We start from the raw sequence: 15,503 nt of genomic DNA on the forward strand, positions 1-15,503 counted from the left end.
AGGTTTCTTTAATGACCGACGAGTCGCAGGTTTTGACATGAGCCGGTCTTTGATAGCGGCCGTCATTATCGATCAAACATGGGGTAGGTAAACAGGCTGAAATGCACCAGATTCAAACCAAAGTGAGTGATGACCGCTGCCTGGAAACCGCCAAAGCGGTAGGCCAGACCATAGCCTATGCCAGCAAACCCTGACAGTAGCACCCATTGCCAACCCGCGCCCATGTGAGCCAGACCAAATACTGTCGCTGCTGCGGCGATGGCCAGCCCACTGCCGTAGGGCAATTGTTTGAATAGACGGTGAAAGCCGCCCTGGATATAGCCGCGAAACAGCAGTTCTTCGGTCAAGGTCACCAACAACAGGTTATTGACTATCCACAGCCCGCTTTGCGCCGGCCATTTCGGTGCCCACGTGATCATGCCCAATGACACGGCGGCCAGCATGCAAGCGGTGCTGGTGGCAACCAGCGCGATGGTACTGACGATGGCTGATCGGGTGAAACCTGTGCGGGTCAGCACCCACGGGCATATCCATAGAATCCAGAAGCCGATGAGCGGCTTGTCGAGGTTCAGGTACATCGAAAAGGGTGCTGCCTCGGGCGTGAACCGCACACCGGCGATCACGCGCGCGCTGTAAAAACCCGGCAACCAATGGGTGGCCAGCGCCAACGCCAGCAGGAGAAATAGCCCGTGGCCGAACGCGCGGACATAGGTGTCGCTGAACTGCGAGACGCACAGGCCGGCCATGATCAGCAGGGCGATTGACAGCGAGGCAAACAGGTTCAGATAACCGTATGCCAGCGCCATGCCATATCCGAGGGTGAGTAACGTTAATCCTGTCCAGCGCAATGCAGGCATGGGGAAGCTCCTTGTGACCACTCAAAATCCGTTTAGGCGCGGATTCTACCGCTGAATGGTGCGCAAGCCTGTCAGACGCAGCAAGGATATTTCTGATGATTAGGGGAGGGGGATTCCAGTTTTTCCGTAAGGAGCTTCTGAAAGAAGGATTACCGAGCGATTGCGCCCCATTGAAGACGGAGCGCAATCAGTCACGTGATGTGTTCTATAAAGCAGGGTTACCGCCAGGCGTCTTCCTGCTAATAGGACTGTTCAGCTACGAAGCAATCATCTGGCGCAGCACGTAGTGCAAAATCCCTCCAGCCTTGAAGTATTCAACCTCATTCAGCGTGTCGATCCGGCAAAGCACGTCGAGGGTTTCCTGGCTGCCGTCGTTACGGGTGATGTTCAGTTTCAAACTCATTCCCGGTTGCAGTTCGGTCTTGGTCAGGCCAGTGATGTCGATTTTTTCGTTGCCGGTCAGCTTCATCGTTTTGCGGCTCTGACCGTTCTTGAACTGCAGCGGCAATACGCCCATGCCCACCAGATTGGAGCGGTGAATCCGCTCGAAGCTTTCGGCAATCACGGCTTTGACCCCCAACAGGTTGGTGCCTTTGGCCGCCCAGTCACGGCTTGAGCCCGTGCCATATTCTTGCCCTGCGATCACCACCAGCGGCGTGCCGTCGGCTTGATAACGCATGGCCGCATCGTAAATCGACAGTTTTTCGCCGGTCGGCACATAGAGGGTGTTGCCTCCTTCTTCGCCTCCGAGCATTTCGTTGTGGATGCGGATGTTGGCGAAGGTGCCGCGCATCATGACTTCATGGTTGCCGCGACGAGAGCCGTAGGAGTTGTAGTCCCTTGGCTCTACGCCTTTTTCGCTCAAGTAGTGGCCTGCGGGGCTATCGGCCTTGATATTGCCTGCGGGGGAGATGTGGTCGGTGGTCACCGAGTCGCCGAGTAGCGCCAGGATGCGTGCGCCAGCTACATCCTCGACCACGGGCGGAGGGCCGTCGATACCGTCAAAAAAAGGCGGGTGCTTGATGTAGGTGGAGTCAGACTGCCAGACATACGTTGCTGCCTGCGGTACTGCAATGGCTTGCCATTGCGCGTCACCGGCGAATACCTCGGCATATTCTTTGTGAAACATGCTGGTGTTGACGTTTTCCACCGCCTTGGCGATTTCCTTCTGGCTGGGCCAGATATCGCGCAAGTAAACCGGCTTGCCATCCGAGCCGTTGCCCAGCGGCTCGCTGCTGATATCGATACGTACGGTGCCGGCCAAGGCGTAAGCCACTACCAGCGGCGGGGAGGCCAGCCAGTTGGTTTTTACTAGCGGATGCACACGGCCCTCGAAGTTGCGGTTGCCGGACAGGACTGACGCGACGGTCAGGTCTGACTGTTGAATGGCTTTCTCGATAGGCTCGCGCAGTGGCCCGGAGTTACCGATACAGGTGGTGCAACCATAACCGACCAGATCAAAGCCCAGTTTATCGAGGTACTGGTTCAAACCTGCGGCCTTGTAGTAGTCGGTGACCACTTTCGAGCCGGGTGCCAGCGAGGTCTTGACCCAAGGCTTGCAGGTCAGTCCTTTTTCTACCGCTTTTTTCGCCACCAGCCCGGCAGCCATCATCACGCTGGGGTTGGATGTATTGGTGCAGGAGGTAATCGCGGCGATTACCACTGCGCCATTTTTTAGCCGATAGGTCTGACCTTCGTGTTCGTAGTCCGCTTCACCGATCAGGTCCGCGCTGCCAACGGCAACACCGCCGCCGCCCTCGCTTTCCAGGCGGCCTTCTTCCTTGCCGTTGGGTTTGATTTGCAGGCCGAGGAAATCGGTGAATGCTTGAGCAACATTCGGCAGTGAGACTCGGTCCTGTGGACGCTTCGGCCCGGCGAGACTGGCTTCGACGCTGCCCATATCCAATTCCAGGCTGTCGGTGAATACCGGTTCTTGACCGGCCAGGCGCCACAAGCCTTGCGCTTTGCTGTAGGCCTCCACCAGTTTCACGGTCTCGGTCGGGCGGCCGGACAGGCGCAAGTAATCCAGGGTTACATCGTCTACGGGGAAGAAGCCGCAGGTGGCGCCATATTCCGGGGCCATGTTGGCGATGGTGGCGCGGTCAGCCAATGGCAGGTCCGCCAGTCCGTCGCCATAAAACTCGACGAACTTACCGACTACACCTTTTTTACGCAGCATTTGGGTGACGGTCAGCACCAGATCGGTGGCGGTGATGCCTTCTTTGAGCTTGCCGATCAGCTTGAAGCCGATCACTTCAGGAATCAGCATTGACACCGGTTGGCCGAGCATCGCGGCCTCCGCCTCGATCCCGCCGACGCCCCAGCCAAGTATGCCGAGGCCGTTGATCATGGTGGTGTGGGAGTCGGTCCCAACCAGGGTGTCGGGGAAGGCGTAGGTGCGGCCATCTTCATCCTTGGTCCAGACCGTGCGTCCGAGGTATTCCAAGTTGACCTGGTGACAGATTCCGGTGCCCGGCGGCACCACGCTGAAGTTGTCGAACGCGTTCTGGCCCCACCGTAGAAAGGCATAACGCTCGCCGTTGCGCTGCATTTCGATGTCGACGTTCTGGCCAAAAGCGCTGGCATCGCCGAATTTGTCGACCATTACCGAGTGGTCAATCACCAGGTCCACCGGGGACAGCGGGTTGATGCGCTGAGGGTCTCCACCGGCCTTGGCGACGGCCGCGCGCATCGCGGCCAGATCGACCACTGCTGGCACGCCGGTAAAGTCTTGCATCAGCACCCGCGCCGGGCGGTATTGAATCTCGCGATCCGAGCGTCGCGCGGTGAGCCAGGCAGCCATGGCCTTGAGGTCGGCGCCGGTGACAGTCTTGTTGTCTTCCCAGCGCAGCAGGTTTTCCAGCAGCACCTTGAGCGACATCGGCAGCTTGCTCAGGTCGCCGAGGGATTTAGCGGCTTCCGGCAAGCTGAAATAGTGGTAGGTCTTAGTGTCGACTTCTAGTGTTTTGAGGCTTTTCAGGCTATCGAGGGAGGGCATGAAATAACTCCTTTACGAGTCCGCACGGTACGGACCAGGGAATCGAGCAGAATCTAAAACTAGCTCTGATTGGTGGTTCTGGCTAATGACATGAGTATTACTGGACCGCAGAGCGGAGCCAGTGGTTCCTGATTCCGCTATCATGCGCTGGTTTTAAGCGTTGGGGCTGACCCCGAGCGCCGCGCAGTGGCTGAATGTCTCGCCGCTGCCCAGGAGAATTGAATGAACACCCTGTTTATGCACTGCCGGCCAGGCTTCGAAGGTGAAGTCTGTTCCGAGATCGCCGAGCACGCTGCCCGTCTGAACGTGGCGGGTTACGCCAAAGCCAAAACCAACGCCGCCTGTGCCGAGTTCGTCTGTACCGAAGACGATGGCGCCGAGCGCTTGATGAAAGGGCAGCGCTTCGCTCAGTTGATCTTTCCCCGGCAATGGGCGCGTGGCGTTTTTCTCGATTTGCCGGAAACCGACCGCATCAGCGTGATTCTGGCTCAGCTCGCGAACTTCCCGACCTGTGGCAGTCTGTGGCTGGAGGTGGTCGATACCAATGATGGCAAAGAGTTGTCGAATTTCTGTCGCAAATTCGAAGCACCTTTGCGCAAGGCGTTGACCCAAGCCGGCAAGCTGGTGGAAGACGCGAATAAACCGCGACTGCTGCTGACCTTCAAAAGTGGACGCGAAGTATTTCTCGGGATGGCCGACGCGGACAACTCGGCGATGTGGCCCATGGGTATTCCGCGCCTGAAGTTCCCCCGGGAGTCGCCTAGCCGTTCGACCTTGAAACTGGAAGAAGCCTGGCACCACTTCATCCCCCGCGATCAGTGGGATGAGCGCTTGTCTGGCGAGATGACCGCCGTCGATCTGGGGGCCGCACCGGGTGGCTGGACCTATCAATTGGTCCGGCGCGGCATGCTGGTAACGGCCATCGACAACGGTCCCATGGCCGAAAGCTTGATGGACACCGGGCTCGTGCAGCATTTGATGGCGGACGGTTTTACCTTCAAACCGCGTCATCCGGTGGACTGGATGGTCTGCGATATTGTCGAGAAGCCTGCGCGCAACGCTGCGTTGCTGGAGACCTGGCTGGGCGAAGGCTTGTGTCGCGAGGCTGTGGTTAACTTGAAGTTGCCGATGAAGCAGCGTTATGCCGAAGTGCGGCGCTTGCTGCTGCGCATTGAAGAAGGCTTCGAGGCGCGGGGCATCAGGGTCGAAATCGGCTGCAAGCAGCTGTACCACGACCGTGAAGAAGTGACGTGCCATCTGCGGCGTCTGGATGGCAAGCGGCGTTGAATTAGCCCTGTGGGTTTCCACAGGGTTTGGCTGAATCAAATGAATTGAGCGACAATGGCCGCCTGTTTTTGGAGTGTTTTATGTCTGAACCCATCGATACCTTGCCGGTTGACGCTATCCTCGACGCCAGCGGCCTTAATTGCCCGGAACCGGTGATGATGTTGCACCAAAAGGTTCGGGACCTGCAGGCGGGTGGTTTGCTCAAAGTCATCGCCACGGATCCGTCGACCCGTCGCGATATCCCCAAGTTTTGCGTGTTTCTCGGGCATGAACTGGTCGAGCAACAGGCAGACGGCGGCACTTACCTGTACTGGATTCGCAAAAAGCTCGATTGATGTGTAACCGCCTGCGATTACAAATTCGGCCGGCTTTCAAGCGTTTGAACTGATCCGAATCCGCTTGCGCGCGCTGCCGGTCAGGCGGATCGAGAGCATCAGTGCTGCGCAGGTCAGGCCGACGATCAGCCCTTGCCACAGGCCGGCTGGGCCACTGGCGGCACCGAGCAGGTCGGTCAGGCCCAAGGCATAGCCCACGGGCAGACCAATCCCCCAGTACGCGAACAAGGTCAGGATCATCGTCACGCGAGTGTCTTGATAACCACGCAGGGCACCCGCGGCGGTGACTTGGATTGCGTCCGAAAACTGGAACAAAGCAGCAAACACAATCAGCGACGCAGCCATCTTGATCACCACCGGGTCGGCCGTATAGATCGTCGCGATGTACTCACGCGAGAGCATCATCAAGCTGGCCGAAAAGCACGCATAGGCCAAGGCTGTCGCCATCCCGACCCCGGCCGTGAAGCGCGCTTCCCGAGGCTGGTTACGCCCTAATGCCTGGCCGACGCGCACGGTCACGGCCATGCCCAGCGAGAAGGGGATCATGAACACCAGCGAGCTGAAGTTCAGGGCGATTTGATGCCCTGCCACCACGTTGGAACCGAGGCTGCCGATCAGCAGTGCAATCACTGCAAAAATGCTCGACTCCGCGAACACGGCGATGCCGATGGGCAGGCCGATATCGACCAGGCGCTTGATCGCGGCCCATTGCGGCCACTCGAAACGGCTGAACACTTCGCTGGCTTTGTATACCACTGCGCGCCGCACCCAGCCGGTCATGCCCAGTAAAATGGCCCACATCACAATGGCCGTGGCCCAGCCACAACCGACACCGCCCAAGGCTGGCATGCCGAAATGACCATAGATGAAGATGTAATTCAGCGGAATATTCAGTGCCAGACCGCACAGGCCGAGCACCATGCTTGGTCGGGTTCGGCCCAGGCCGTCGCTGAAGCAGCGAAGCACGTAGAACAGTGCTGTAGCGGGCAGACCGCTGGCAATCCCTCGCAGGTATTGCATGCAGGGTTCGATCAACACCGGGTCGACTTTCATCAGGTGCAGTACCGGTTCGGCGCTCAGCAATAACGCCGACGCGATCAGTCCGACCGCCAACGCCAGCCACAATGCCTGACGCACCAACGCGCCGATTTCTGCGGTATGACCCGCACCATGATGCTGTGCAACCTTGGGCGTGGTTGCCAACAGGATCCCGGTCATCAACAGGTAAACCGGGACCCAGATCGAGTTGCCCAAGGCCACGGCGGCCAGATCTCGCGGGCCGACACTGCCGGCCATCACGGCATCGACGAAGCCCATGGCGGTGTAGGCCAACTGCCCGATCATGATCGGTAGCGCCAACGCCAGCAGCGTGCGCAGTTCCAGGCGTACCCTCGCCGGACGGGTCAAGGCGGGGGAGCGTGTTGTTGCAGAGTTCACAATAAATCCAGAAGCTGACGCAGAAAGCCGGCCATTCTACACTCTTGACACAAGAGTCAGGAATCGAAGTTGTGCAAGACCATGACTGGCCTAGTGAGGGGCCTAGCGCCTACACTGCCGCCGACCTCAGGAGCTCATCATGCGAATTGTTGCCGACGAAAATATACCGCTGCTCGATGCCTTTTTTGCCCAGTACGGTGACATCCGCCGTCTGCCAGGACGCTCGCTCGACCGCGCCGCCGTTGCGGATGCCGACGTATTGCTGGTGCGCTCGGTGACCCGGGTTGATCGGGCACTGCTCGAGGGCAGCCCGGTGCGTTTCGTCGGGACGTGTACCATCGGCACCGATCACCTGGATCTGGATTACTTTCAGGAGGCCGGAATTCAATGGTCCAGCGCCCCCGGTTGCAACGCGCGTGGGGTAGTCGACTACGTGCTGGGCAGTTTGCTGACCCTGGCGGAGATCGAAGGCGTTGATCTGACTCAGCGCACCTATGGCGTGGTTGGTGCCGGTGAGGTAGGCGGGCGACTGGTCAAGGTGTTGCGCGGGCTAGGCTGGAATGTGCGGGTCTGCGATCCGCCCCGTCAGGCGGCAGAAGGCGGCGACTTTGTCAGCCTTGAACAGGTGCTCGAGCACTGCGATGTGATCAGCCTGCACACGCCGCTGAGCAAGGCGGGTGATCAACCGACCTGGCATCTGTTCGATCATTCGCGTTTGCAGCAGCTCAAGCCCGGCAGTTGGTTGATCAACGCCAGCCGGGGTGCGGTCGTCGATAACGCGGCCTTGCGTGAGGTGTTGCTTGAGCGCGAAGACCTGCAAGCGGTGCTTGATGTCTGGGAAGGCGAGCCGCAGGTGGATGTCGCGCTGGCTGACTTGTGTGTCCTGGCCACGCCGCACATCGCCGGTTACAGCCTTGATGGCAGGCAGCGCGGAACGGCGCAGATCTATCAGGCGTTTTGCGCATACCTGGGGCAAACACCGCGTATCAGCCTGGACAGCTTGTTGCCAAAACCTTGGCTGGCGCAGGTCAGCCTGAATGCCAACAGTGATCCAGCCTGGGCACTGGCGATGCTGTGCCGTGGGGTCTATGACCTGCGCCGCGACGACGCAGACTTTCGCCGCAGCCTGATTGGCGATACAAACAGTCGTCGTCTGGCGTTTGATGCGTTACGCAAACACTACCCTGCTCGTCGTGAAATCGAAGGGCTGGCCGTGAATATCCTGGGTGAGTCGCCGCAATTGCAGCGGGTCGTGACGGCATTGGGTGCGGTATTGGTTTAAATCACAAACCCTGTGGAAACATCGATATCGCAGGCAGAAAAAACCCGGCACCAAGGCCGGGTTTAAAAAAACTGTGCAGCATCAATCTTGTTTTACGGGTTTGACCCAATGTTTGTCGCATTCTTGACACGCGACCTGAACCATCTCTTCGGTGATCAGGATCTCGCGTCCATCCTTATCAAGAATCGCGCCCCCGACAGGCAAGGTTGGGGTAGCTCGAACGACCGGTACGTGATTGGTGCTGTTTTGCAAGCTCATGGCCTGTCTCCTCATCAGGTTGTGCGCTTCAAAGTAAACCCGCTTGATGACCGCGCCGTGACATTCCTTCAGCGCATTCAAACGGCAGCCCAAGTCCAGCAGAAATGATTAAAAACTGCCAGCATGGCGTTAGATCAAAACTGTCTAACCCTTATAGAACGACGACATATCAACGCTGACCCGGCGTCACTGCCCTGGTTCATTTCAGCGCAGGCAACGTTATCGAGGGATTCGCCCGCGCCGCAGGTGTAGGCTCTTTGACTCAAGTCTTTTCGGCAGGCAGGTCACCTCCATGGTTTCAGTGTTTTCCAGTCGCCAGCGCAATGCCATTCGTCTGGCCGTGCGTTTTATCGCGCCGTATAGCTGGCAGTCACTGGGCGCTTTGCTGGCCTTGATCGTGACTGCTGGCATCACCTTGTCCATGGGCCAAGGCATTCGTCTGTTGGTGGATCAGGGGTTCATGACCCAGTCGCCGCAGTTGCTCAACCGTTCGATTGAGTTCTTTCTGCTGCTGGTGGTGGGGCTCGCGGTTGGCACTTTTGCCCGGTTCTACCTGGTGTCATGGATTGGCGAACGGGTGGTGGCCGATATCCGCAAGCAGGTGTTCAATCACCTGATCAACCTGCATCCAGGCTTTTATGAAAACAACCGTAGCTCGGAAATTCAGTCGCGGTTGACCGCCGACACCACGTTATTGCAGTCGGTGATTGGTTCGTCGTTATCGATGTTCCTGCGCAACCTGCTGATGGTCATCGGCGGCATTTTTTTGTTGTTTTTCACCAACCCCAAGCTCACCAGCATCGTGGTCGTGGCCCTGCCGCTGGTGGTTGCCCCGATTCTGATTTTCGGCCGTCGGGTGCGCAGCCTGTCGCGCTTGAGCCAGGACCGGATTGCCGATGTCGGCAGTTATGTCGCAGAAGCATTGGGCCAGATCAAAACCGTGCAGGCCTACAACCATCAGCAGCAGGACAAACAACGTTTCGCGGTGACCGCGGAAGAGGCGTTCGACACCGCCCGCAAACGCATTTTGCAGCGTTCATGGCTGATCACCCTGGTCATCGTTCTGGTATTGGGCGCCGTGGGGGTGATGCTGTGGGTGGGCGGTATGGACGTGATTGCCGGGCGTATTTCAGGGGGAGAGCTGGCAGCGTTCGTTTTCTATAGCCTGATCGTTGGCAGCGCCTTTGGCACCCTGAGTGAAGTCATTGGCGAGTTGCAGCGCGCGGCGGGTGCGGCTGAGCGGATTGCCGAGCTGCTGCAGGCGCCCAGTGAGATCGAGCCGCCGGTCAGTGATCTGCTGCATCTGCCGGAGCGGGTCAGTGGGCGCCTGACCCTCGAAGACGTAAGTTTTGCGTACCCGTCACGGCCAGAGCGTAACGCTATCGATGGTTTTAGCTTGAGCATCGAACCGGGCGAAACCCTGGCACTGGTGGGGCCTTCAGGTGCGGGAAAGTCGACATTGTTCGATCTGCTGCTGCGTTTTTACGACCCGCAAACGGGGCGTATTCTGGTCGAAGGGTTGCCGATTACCCAGCTTGATCCACTGGACTTGCGACGCTGTTTTGCCATGGTTTCGCAAACACCCGCGCTGTTTTTTGGCAGTGTCGAAGAGAACATCCGCTACGGCAATCCCGACGCAACTGACGAGCAAGTTCAGGCCGCCGCGAGGATCGCCCATGCTCATGAATTCATTTTGCAGATGCCCGAAGGCTATCAGACCCATCTGGGCGATGGCGGGCTTGGGCTGTCTGGCGGCCAGCGTCAACGTCTGGCCATTGCCCGAGCGTTGTTGGTCGATGCGCCGATTCTGTTGTTAGATGAGGCGACCAGCGCGCTGGATGCTCAGAGCGAGCACCTGATTCAGCAAGCCCTGCCGAGTTTGATGAAAGGCCGCACGACGCTGGTGATTGCCCACCGCCTGGCCACGGTACAAAACGCCGACCGTATTGCGGTGATCGATCAGGGGCGTTTGATTGCGGTCGGCACCCACCACCAACTGATCGCGAGCAGCCCGCTGTATGCACGGCTAGCAGCGTTGCAGTTCAATGCACATCAGGAGGCGGTGGTTTGAAAAGGTGACGCGGAGCATCACTCGATCACGCGTGACTCAGCGGTATTCACACAGATAAGCGCTGTCTTCCAGCACTTCCAGATTGAATTTGCTGTTGGCCGGTACATTGAACTGGCTGCCGGACGTGAAGGTTTCCCACACGTCGCTGTCCGGCAGTTTGACTTTCAAGGCGCCGGAGATGACGTGCATGATTTCACGCTTGCTGGTACCGAATTCGTATTTGCCCGCCGCCATGACGCCGATCGTGGCATCGCCTTCCGCCTGACGGAACGCAATCGATTTTACGGTGCCGTCGAAGTATTCGTTGACTTTAAACATGGGCGATTCCTCGAAGATAAGGGTTACAAAAGATCGCTCAGTATGCCGAACGTATAAAAGGCCGTCATCCGCTTTAAAAAAGGCGTCATGTTGGCAGGCTACTCATCACGTCGGAAGTATCAGTGGCAGGAGTCGCGCTGTATTGCGTGCGTCGACCAGCGCCCGGTGCTGTTGCCCGTTGAACTGCATGCCGGCCAGTTGTAACGCGCCGTTCAAGCCCAGTGGACGTTGCAGTTTGCGGGCCTCGATAAAACGTTGTTTGAGGTTGATGTGGGGCAGGGTGCTCAAGGCGCTGGTCAGTTGTTGCTGCTGCCATTCCTGCTCCAGTTGCCGGCGATCATACTCACCCCAACTGGCCCACCCTTCCAGGCGTGGCAGGTGATGGCTGAGCCAGCGTTCGAACTGCGGCCAGACGCTGGTCAACGGCGCAGCATTGTCGATATTGACCTGGCTGATGTGCGTCAGCTCCCGGCAAAAGCGGGTCAGCTGCGGACGGCGCAAAGGCCGCACGAAGCGCTCGAAGTGATCCAGCTCCCGGCCGTCCTGATTGACCAAGCTCACGCCGATCTCAATGATCTCCATCTCGGCCAATGGCCAGCCGCCGTCCTCTGTTGTGGCTTCCAGATCAATCACCAGCCAGTGCGGCATATCAAACTCCGATCAAACAGCGCTAAGGTGAGTTGAGCGTAGACACAATCAGCCTGCTACGTCCAATGGCGCGACCTCCAGCAACACCTGGCGGTTTTTTACCTGATCACCTTGAATCACGTGCAGACGACGAATGACCCCGTCGATTCCGGCCTTGAGCGGGTGTTCCATCTTCATGGCTTCGAGCACCAGCAACAATTGGCCACGGCTGACGGTCGCCCCTTCGCTGACCAGTACATCGACAATCGCACCGTCCATGGGCGCTTTCAGGGTGCCTGAGTGAACGCTGATCTGGCCTTTGACAAGGGCGTGGGTCAGGTCGAGTACGTGTAGATTGCCTGAGTTGCTGTGCAGCCAGAGCGCGTCGGCGTCCAGATGATAGGCATACCGACGACGCACACCCTCGACCTCGACATTCGCCCGGCGGCCGTCGGTATCAAGCACGTGCAGGCTGATCAGCGTTTCCGCCACCAGCACGTCCAGGCGCTCAGCGTTCGGGCTCAACTCCACGGCGAATGTGTGTTCGCCATGTCCCAATCGATAGTGTGACGGGCCTGTGGCGCTATTGCCCCAGCCTGTACGCTGGGCGGGATGTGTCTTGGCCGAGGCGAGATAAAACAAGGCCGCAGCCATCGCCAGTTCAATGGCGGTGGGCGAATGAGGGTGCAGGCAAGGAGCGTCGGTGAAGTGATCGCCGATAAAACCGGTGCTGACAGCGCCCGCGACGAACTGCGGGTGTTTCAGCAGAGAGGCCAGCAATTGCTGGTTGCTGTTGATGCCCAACAGTACGCAATCTTCCACGGCTCGCAACAGCTTGCGTCGGGCCTCTTCACGTGTGGCGCCGTGGGCGATGATTTTGCCCAGCATCGGGTCATAGAACGGGCTGACGTGCTGACCTTCCAGTACCCCATGATCGACACGTACACCGTCACACAGCGCGGGTTGCCAGTGCACGATCTGGCCGGTCTGCGGCATGAAACCCTGCGCCGGGTCCTCGGCGTAAAGCCGCACTTCCATCGCGTGACCCAGGGGTTGGATCTGCTCCTGACGCAGCGGTAAGGGATCGCCTGCCGCCACTTGAATCTGCCAGGCGACCAGATCTTGGCCGGTGATCATTTCGGTCACCGGGTGTTCGACCTGCAAGCGCGTGTTCATTTCCAGAAAGTAGAACCGCCCACGCTGATCAAGCAGAAACTCGACGGTGCCCGCGCCGACGTAATGTACTGCGCTGGCGGCCTGTAACGCTGCGGCGCCCATGGCGGCGCGCAGCTCCGGGGTCATGATCGGGCAGGGTGCTTCTTCGATGATCTTCTGATGCCGACGTTGCACCGAGCAGTCACGTTCGCCGAGGTAAACCAGATTGCCGTGGCTGTCGCCGAAGATCTGCATTTCCACGTGACGCGGTCTGATCAGCGCCTGCTCGAGAATCAGTTCGCTGGAGCCGAAAGCGTTTTGCGCTTCCGACCGTGCGGTGCGCAGGTGTTCGAGCAGGTGTTGGGCCTTTTCCACCAGGCGCATGCCCCGGCCACCGCCACCGGCGCTGGCTTTGATCATCAGTGGGTAGCCAATCCGTTCAGCTTCGCGGCCGAGGCTGGCATCATCCTGCTCAGCGCCTTGATAGCCAGCGATACACGGCACTCCGGCCTCGATCATCGCCAGTTTGGACAGGCGCTTGCTGCCCATAAGCTCGATCGCTTCCGCGCTGGGACCGATGAAGACCAGACTCGCCGCTGCGCAGGCCAGGGCAAAATCAGCGTTCTCTGACAAAAAACCATAACCGGGATGAATTGCATCGGCGCCCGTGCGTCTGGCTGCGTCGATGATCGCTTCGATGTTCAGGTACGACTGCTGCACCTGTGCCGGGCCGATGCACACTGCTTCGTCCGCCAGCTGCACGTGGCGTGCGTGCGCATCCGCTTCGCTGAACACGGCCACGGTGCGATAGCCCAGACGGTGTGCCGTGTGCAAAACACGGCAGGCAATTTCGCCGCGGTTGGCGATGAGGATTTTGTTGAAGGCTGGCATTCGTGGCATCCTTTGTTCTGGGGGCTAAAAGCTGCTTTTCGCCCATACGGGTTCGCGTTTTTGCACGAAAGCCAGCGTGCCTTCTACACCTTCGGTGCCGACGATTGCAGTGCTGAACGCTTCGGCCGCCTGATCCAGCAGGGCGCCGAGCGGCACATCCGCGGTGGCCAGCAACAAGGCTTTGGTCGTGGCATTCGCGCCGGGTGCACAGCGCAAGACCTGCTCCAACACATCGCTCAAGCGTTCGGCCATGGCGTGCGCGTCGCGCTCGACAAAGTGCACCAGCCCCAGGCGTCCGGCTTCTTCGCCATCAAAGCGTGCGGCGGTCAGCGCCAGGCGCCGGGTCTGAGTCAGGCCGATGCGCTTGACCACGAACGGGGCGATTTGCGCCGGGATCAGGCCGAGGCTGGTTTCTGGCAGACCGAATTGCGCCTGATGATGGGCAATGGCGACGTCGCTGACGCAGGCCAGGCCAAAGCCGCCACCCAGCACCGCGCCTTCCAGCACCGCGACCACCACCTGCGGGGCTTTTTCCGCTTCTTCCAGCAGCGCGCCAAATGCGCGACTCAATGCCTTGTAAGCCTCGGCGCCTTGGCCTCGGGCGTTGGCCATGTCCCTGATGTCGCCACCGGCGCAGAAATGCCCGCCGGCACCGCACAGCACCAGCGCCCGCACTTGCGGGTCTTCACGCACCCCGGCCAGCACGGCGCGCAGTTCACCGACCATTTGCAGGCTCATGGCGTTGCGGCTCTCGGGCCGATTAAGGGTGATGTGCAGCACGCCACCGTGGCTGTTCAGCAGCAGCGTGTGGCACGCGGGTAACAGGCTCATGCTTTTTTACCGGGCAGGATGTTCATCAGTTTGCAGATAATCCCGAGCATGATTTCGTCGGCGCCGCCGCCAATCGACACCAGGCGCACATCGCGATAAGCGCGAGAAACAGGGTTGTCCCACATGAAACCCATGCCGCCCCAATATTGAAGGCAACTGTCGCTGACTTCGCGGCCCAGTCGTCCGGCCTTGAGTTTGGCCATCGATGCCAGTTTGGTCACGTCGCGGCCCTTCACGTACTGCTCGGTCGCCTGATAGGCCAGGGCTCGCAGGCATTCGATTTCGGTTTGCAGTTCGGCCAGGCGGAAGTGGATCACCTGATTGTCGATCAGCGCGTTGCCGAACGTTTTGCGCTCGCGACAGTACTCGATGGTGCTGTCGACGCAGTATTCCAGGCCCTTGATCATGTTGGCGGCACCGAATAGACGCTCTTCTTGGAACTGCAGCATTTGCATCATGAACCCTGCACCTTCGTGACCGATGCGGTTGCGTTGGGGGACGCGTACGTTATCGAAAAACACCTGGGCGGTTTCCGAGCTGCGCATGCCGAGCTTGTCCAGGTGTGGGCTGAGGCTGATGCCGGGGCTGTTCATAGGCACCATGATCAGTGACTTGTTTACATGGGCTTTGTCGTCCGAAGTGTTGGCCAGCAAGCAAATGAAGTCCGCGCTCGGAGCGTTGGTGATCCACATTTTGCTGCCATTGATCACGTAGTCGGTGCCGTCTTTCTTCGCGCTGGTCTTGAGCCCTGCGACATCGGAGCCAGCGCCGACTTCGGATACGCCAATACAGCCGACCTGTTCGCCGGAGATGGCCGGGCGCAGGAATTCTTCGCGCAACTCATCGGAGCCGAAGCGCGCCAGCGCAGGGGTGCACATGTCGGTCTGCACGCCGATGGACATCGGGATGCCGCCGCAGTGGATGGTGCCAAACTCTTCGGCGGCGACGATGGAGTAGCTGTAATCCAGGCCCATACCACCAAACTGTTCGGGTTTGGAAATGCCCAATAGACCCAGTTCGCCGGCTTTCTTGAACAGCTCATGGATCGGGAAACGGCCCGCTTTTTCCCATTCATCGACGTGCGGATTGATCTCCTTGTCGACAAAATTACGCACGGTGCGCCGCAGTGCTTCGTGTTCCTGGGTGAAGATCATTT

13 protein-coding genes are annotated in these 15,503 nt (G+C 59.1%); 4 read left to right on the top strand and 9 right to left on the bottom strand.

Annotation, left to right across the window (positions count from 1 at the left end; genetic code table 11):
* Positions 1 to 65 precede the first annotated feature (65 nt).
* Positions 66 to 857 (bottom strand): CPBP family intramembrane glutamic endopeptidase, encoded by a 792-nt coding sequence (locus RGU44_RS03165; protein WP_322215573.1) that lies wholly within the window; start codon positions 855 to 857, stop codon positions 66 to 68.
* A gap of 256 nt (positions 858 to 1,113) precedes the next feature.
* Positions 1,114 to 3,855, bottom strand: a complete 2,742-nt coding sequence (gene acnA / locus RGU44_RS03170) for an aconitate hydratase AcnA (RefSeq protein WP_322215575.1) — start codon at positions 3,853 to 3,855, stop codon at positions 1,114 to 1,116.
* A gap of 222 nt (positions 3,856 to 4,077) precedes the next feature.
* Here acnA and rlmM point away from each other — a divergent pair, with 222 nt between their 5' ends.
* Together rlmM and tusA are read left to right on the top strand one after the other, a co-directional pair.
* Positions 4,078 to 5,142, top strand: a complete 1,065-nt coding sequence (rlmM, locus tag RGU44_RS03175; RefSeq protein ID WP_322179868.1) for a 23S rRNA (cytidine(2498)-2'-O)-methyltransferase RlmM — start codon at positions 4,078 to 4,080, stop codon at positions 5,140 to 5,142.
* A gap of 80 nt (positions 5,143 to 5,222) precedes the next feature.
* Positions 5,223 to 5,477: a sulfurtransferase TusA gene (tusA, locus tag RGU44_RS03180; RefSeq protein ID WP_219060542.1), complete on the top strand. Its 255-nt coding sequence runs from the start codon at positions 5,223 to 5,225 to the stop codon at positions 5,475 to 5,477.
* A gap of 36 nt (positions 5,478 to 5,513) precedes the next feature.
* On the opposite strand, the gene RGU44_RS03185 is transcribed toward tusA, so the two are convergent.
* Positions 5,514 to 6,914 carry an MATE family efflux transporter gene (locus RGU44_RS03185; protein WP_322179867.1) on the bottom strand — a complete coding sequence of 467 codons (1,401 nt, stop codon included), beginning with the start codon at positions 6,912 to 6,914 and terminating at the stop codon, positions 5,514 to 5,516.
* Positions 6,915 to 7,053: 139 nt separating this feature from the next.
* Here RGU44_RS03185 and pdxB point away from each other — a divergent pair, with 139 nt between their 5' ends.
* A complete protein-coding gene (gene pdxB / locus RGU44_RS03190) occupies positions 7,054 to 8,196 on the top strand; it encodes a 4-phosphoerythronate dehydrogenase PdxB (protein ID WP_322215578.1) in 1,143 nt (380 codons plus the stop codon).
* Between the two features lie 81 nt (positions 8,197 to 8,277).
* On the opposite strand, the gene RGU44_RS03195 is transcribed toward pdxB, so the two are convergent.
* A complete protein-coding gene (locus tag RGU44_RS03195) occupies positions 8,278 to 8,454 on the bottom strand; it encodes a PA1571 family protein (protein WP_219060544.1) in 177 nt (58 codons plus the stop codon).
* A 292-nt stretch (positions 8,455 to 8,746) separates the two neighbouring features.
* On the opposite strand from RGU44_RS03195, the gene RGU44_RS03200 reads away from it, so the two are divergent.
* On the top strand, positions 8,747 to 10,525 hold the full coding sequence (locus tag RGU44_RS03200; protein ID WP_322215581.1) for an ABC transporter transmembrane domain-containing protein: 1,779 nt from the start codon (positions 8,747 to 8,749) through the stop codon (positions 10,523 to 10,525).
* A 36-nt stretch (positions 10,526 to 10,561) separates the two neighbouring features.
* Here the strand turns inward: RGU44_RS03200 and RGU44_RS03205 are convergent, their stop codons facing one another.
* The 5 genes from RGU44_RS03205 to atuD form a co-directional block, all read right to left on the bottom strand.
* Positions 10,562 to 10,843 (bottom strand): pyrimidine/purine nucleoside phosphorylase, encoded by a 282-nt coding sequence (locus tag RGU44_RS03205; RefSeq protein ID WP_219060546.1) that lies wholly within the window; start codon positions 10,841 to 10,843, stop codon positions 10,562 to 10,564.
* A 105-nt stretch (positions 10,844 to 10,948) separates the two neighbouring features.
* Positions 10,949 to 11,491 carry an exonuclease domain-containing protein gene (locus RGU44_RS03210; RefSeq protein ID WP_219060547.1) on the bottom strand — a complete coding sequence of 181 codons (543 nt, stop codon included), beginning with the start codon at positions 11,489 to 11,491 and terminating at the stop codon, positions 10,949 to 10,951.
* A 48-nt stretch (positions 11,492 to 11,539) separates the two neighbouring features.
* Positions 11,540 to 13,516 (bottom strand): acetyl/propionyl/methylcrotonyl-CoA carboxylase subunit alpha, encoded by a 1,977-nt coding sequence (locus RGU44_RS03215; protein WP_322215584.1) that lies wholly within the window; start codon positions 13,514 to 13,516, stop codon positions 11,540 to 11,542.
* Positions 13,517 to 13,540: 24 nt separating this feature from the next.
* Complete coding sequence (locus tag RGU44_RS03220) at positions 13,541 to 14,347, bottom strand: enoyl-CoA hydratase/isomerase family protein (RefSeq protein WP_322179863.1); 807 nt, start codon at positions 14,345 to 14,347, stop codon at positions 13,541 to 13,543.
* On the bottom strand, positions 14,344 to 15,501 hold the full coding sequence (atuD, locus tag RGU44_RS03225) for a citronellyl-CoA dehydrogenase (RefSeq protein WP_322215587.1): 1,158 nt from the start codon (positions 15,499 to 15,501) through the stop codon (positions 14,344 to 14,346). Before atuD ends, RGU44_RS03220 begins: the two co-directional genes overlap by 4 nt.
* Between the last annotated feature and the right edge of the window lie 2 nt (positions 15,502 to 15,503).

The sequence above is a fragment of the Pseudomonas sp. 5C2 genome, assembly GCF_034314155.1.
Taxonomy (GTDB): Bacteria; Pseudomonadota; Gammaproteobacteria; order Pseudomonadales; family Pseudomonadaceae; genus Aquipseudomonas.

What these genes read in the sequence shown, in the direction of transcription:
- RGU44_RS03205 (WP_219060546.1), bottom strand. Translation starts at nt 10,843, where the DNA reads ATGTTTAAAGTCAACGAATACTTCGACGGCACCGTAAAATCGATTGCG.
- acnA (WP_322215575.1), bottom strand. Translation starts at nt 3,855, where the DNA reads ATGCCCTCCCTCGATAGCCTGAAAAGCCTCAAAACACTAGAAGTCGAC.
- RGU44_RS03165 (WP_322215573.1), bottom strand. Translation starts at nt 857, where the DNA reads ATGCCTGCATTGCGCTGGACAGGATTAACGTTACTCACCCTCGGATAT.
- atuD (WP_322215587.1), bottom strand. Translation starts at nt 15,501, where the DNA reads ATGATCTTCACCCAGGAACACGAAGCACTGCGGCGCACCGTGCGTAAT.
- pdxB (WP_322215578.1), top strand. Translation starts at nt 7,054, where the DNA reads ATGCGAATTGTTGCCGACGAAAATATACCGCTGCTCGATGCCTTTTTT.
- RGU44_RS03210 (WP_219060547.1), bottom strand. Translation starts at nt 11,491, where the DNA reads ATGCCGCACTGGCTGGTGATTGATCTGGAAGCCACAACAGAGGACGGC.
- RGU44_RS03200 (WP_322215581.1), top strand. Translation starts at nt 8,747, where the DNA reads ATGGTTTCAGTGTTTTCCAGTCGCCAGCGCAATGCCATTCGTCTGGCC.
- RGU44_RS03215 (WP_322215584.1), bottom strand. Translation starts at nt 13,516, where the DNA reads ATGCCAGCCTTCAACAAAATCCTCATCGCCAACCGCGGCGAAATTGCC.
- RGU44_RS03195 (WP_219060544.1), bottom strand. Translation starts at nt 8,454, where the DNA reads ATGAGCTTGCAAAACAGCACCAATCACGTACCGGTCGTTCGAGCTACC.
- rlmM (WP_322179868.1), top strand. Translation starts at nt 4,078, where the DNA reads ATGAACACCCTGTTTATGCACTGCCGGCCAGGCTTCGAAGGTGAAGTC.
- RGU44_RS03220 (WP_322179863.1), bottom strand. Translation starts at nt 14,347, where the DNA reads ATGAGCCTGTTACCCGCGTGCCACACGCTGCTGCTGAACAGCCACGGT.
- tusA (WP_219060542.1), top strand. Translation starts at nt 5,223, where the DNA reads ATGTCTGAACCCATCGATACCTTGCCGGTTGACGCTATCCTCGACGCC.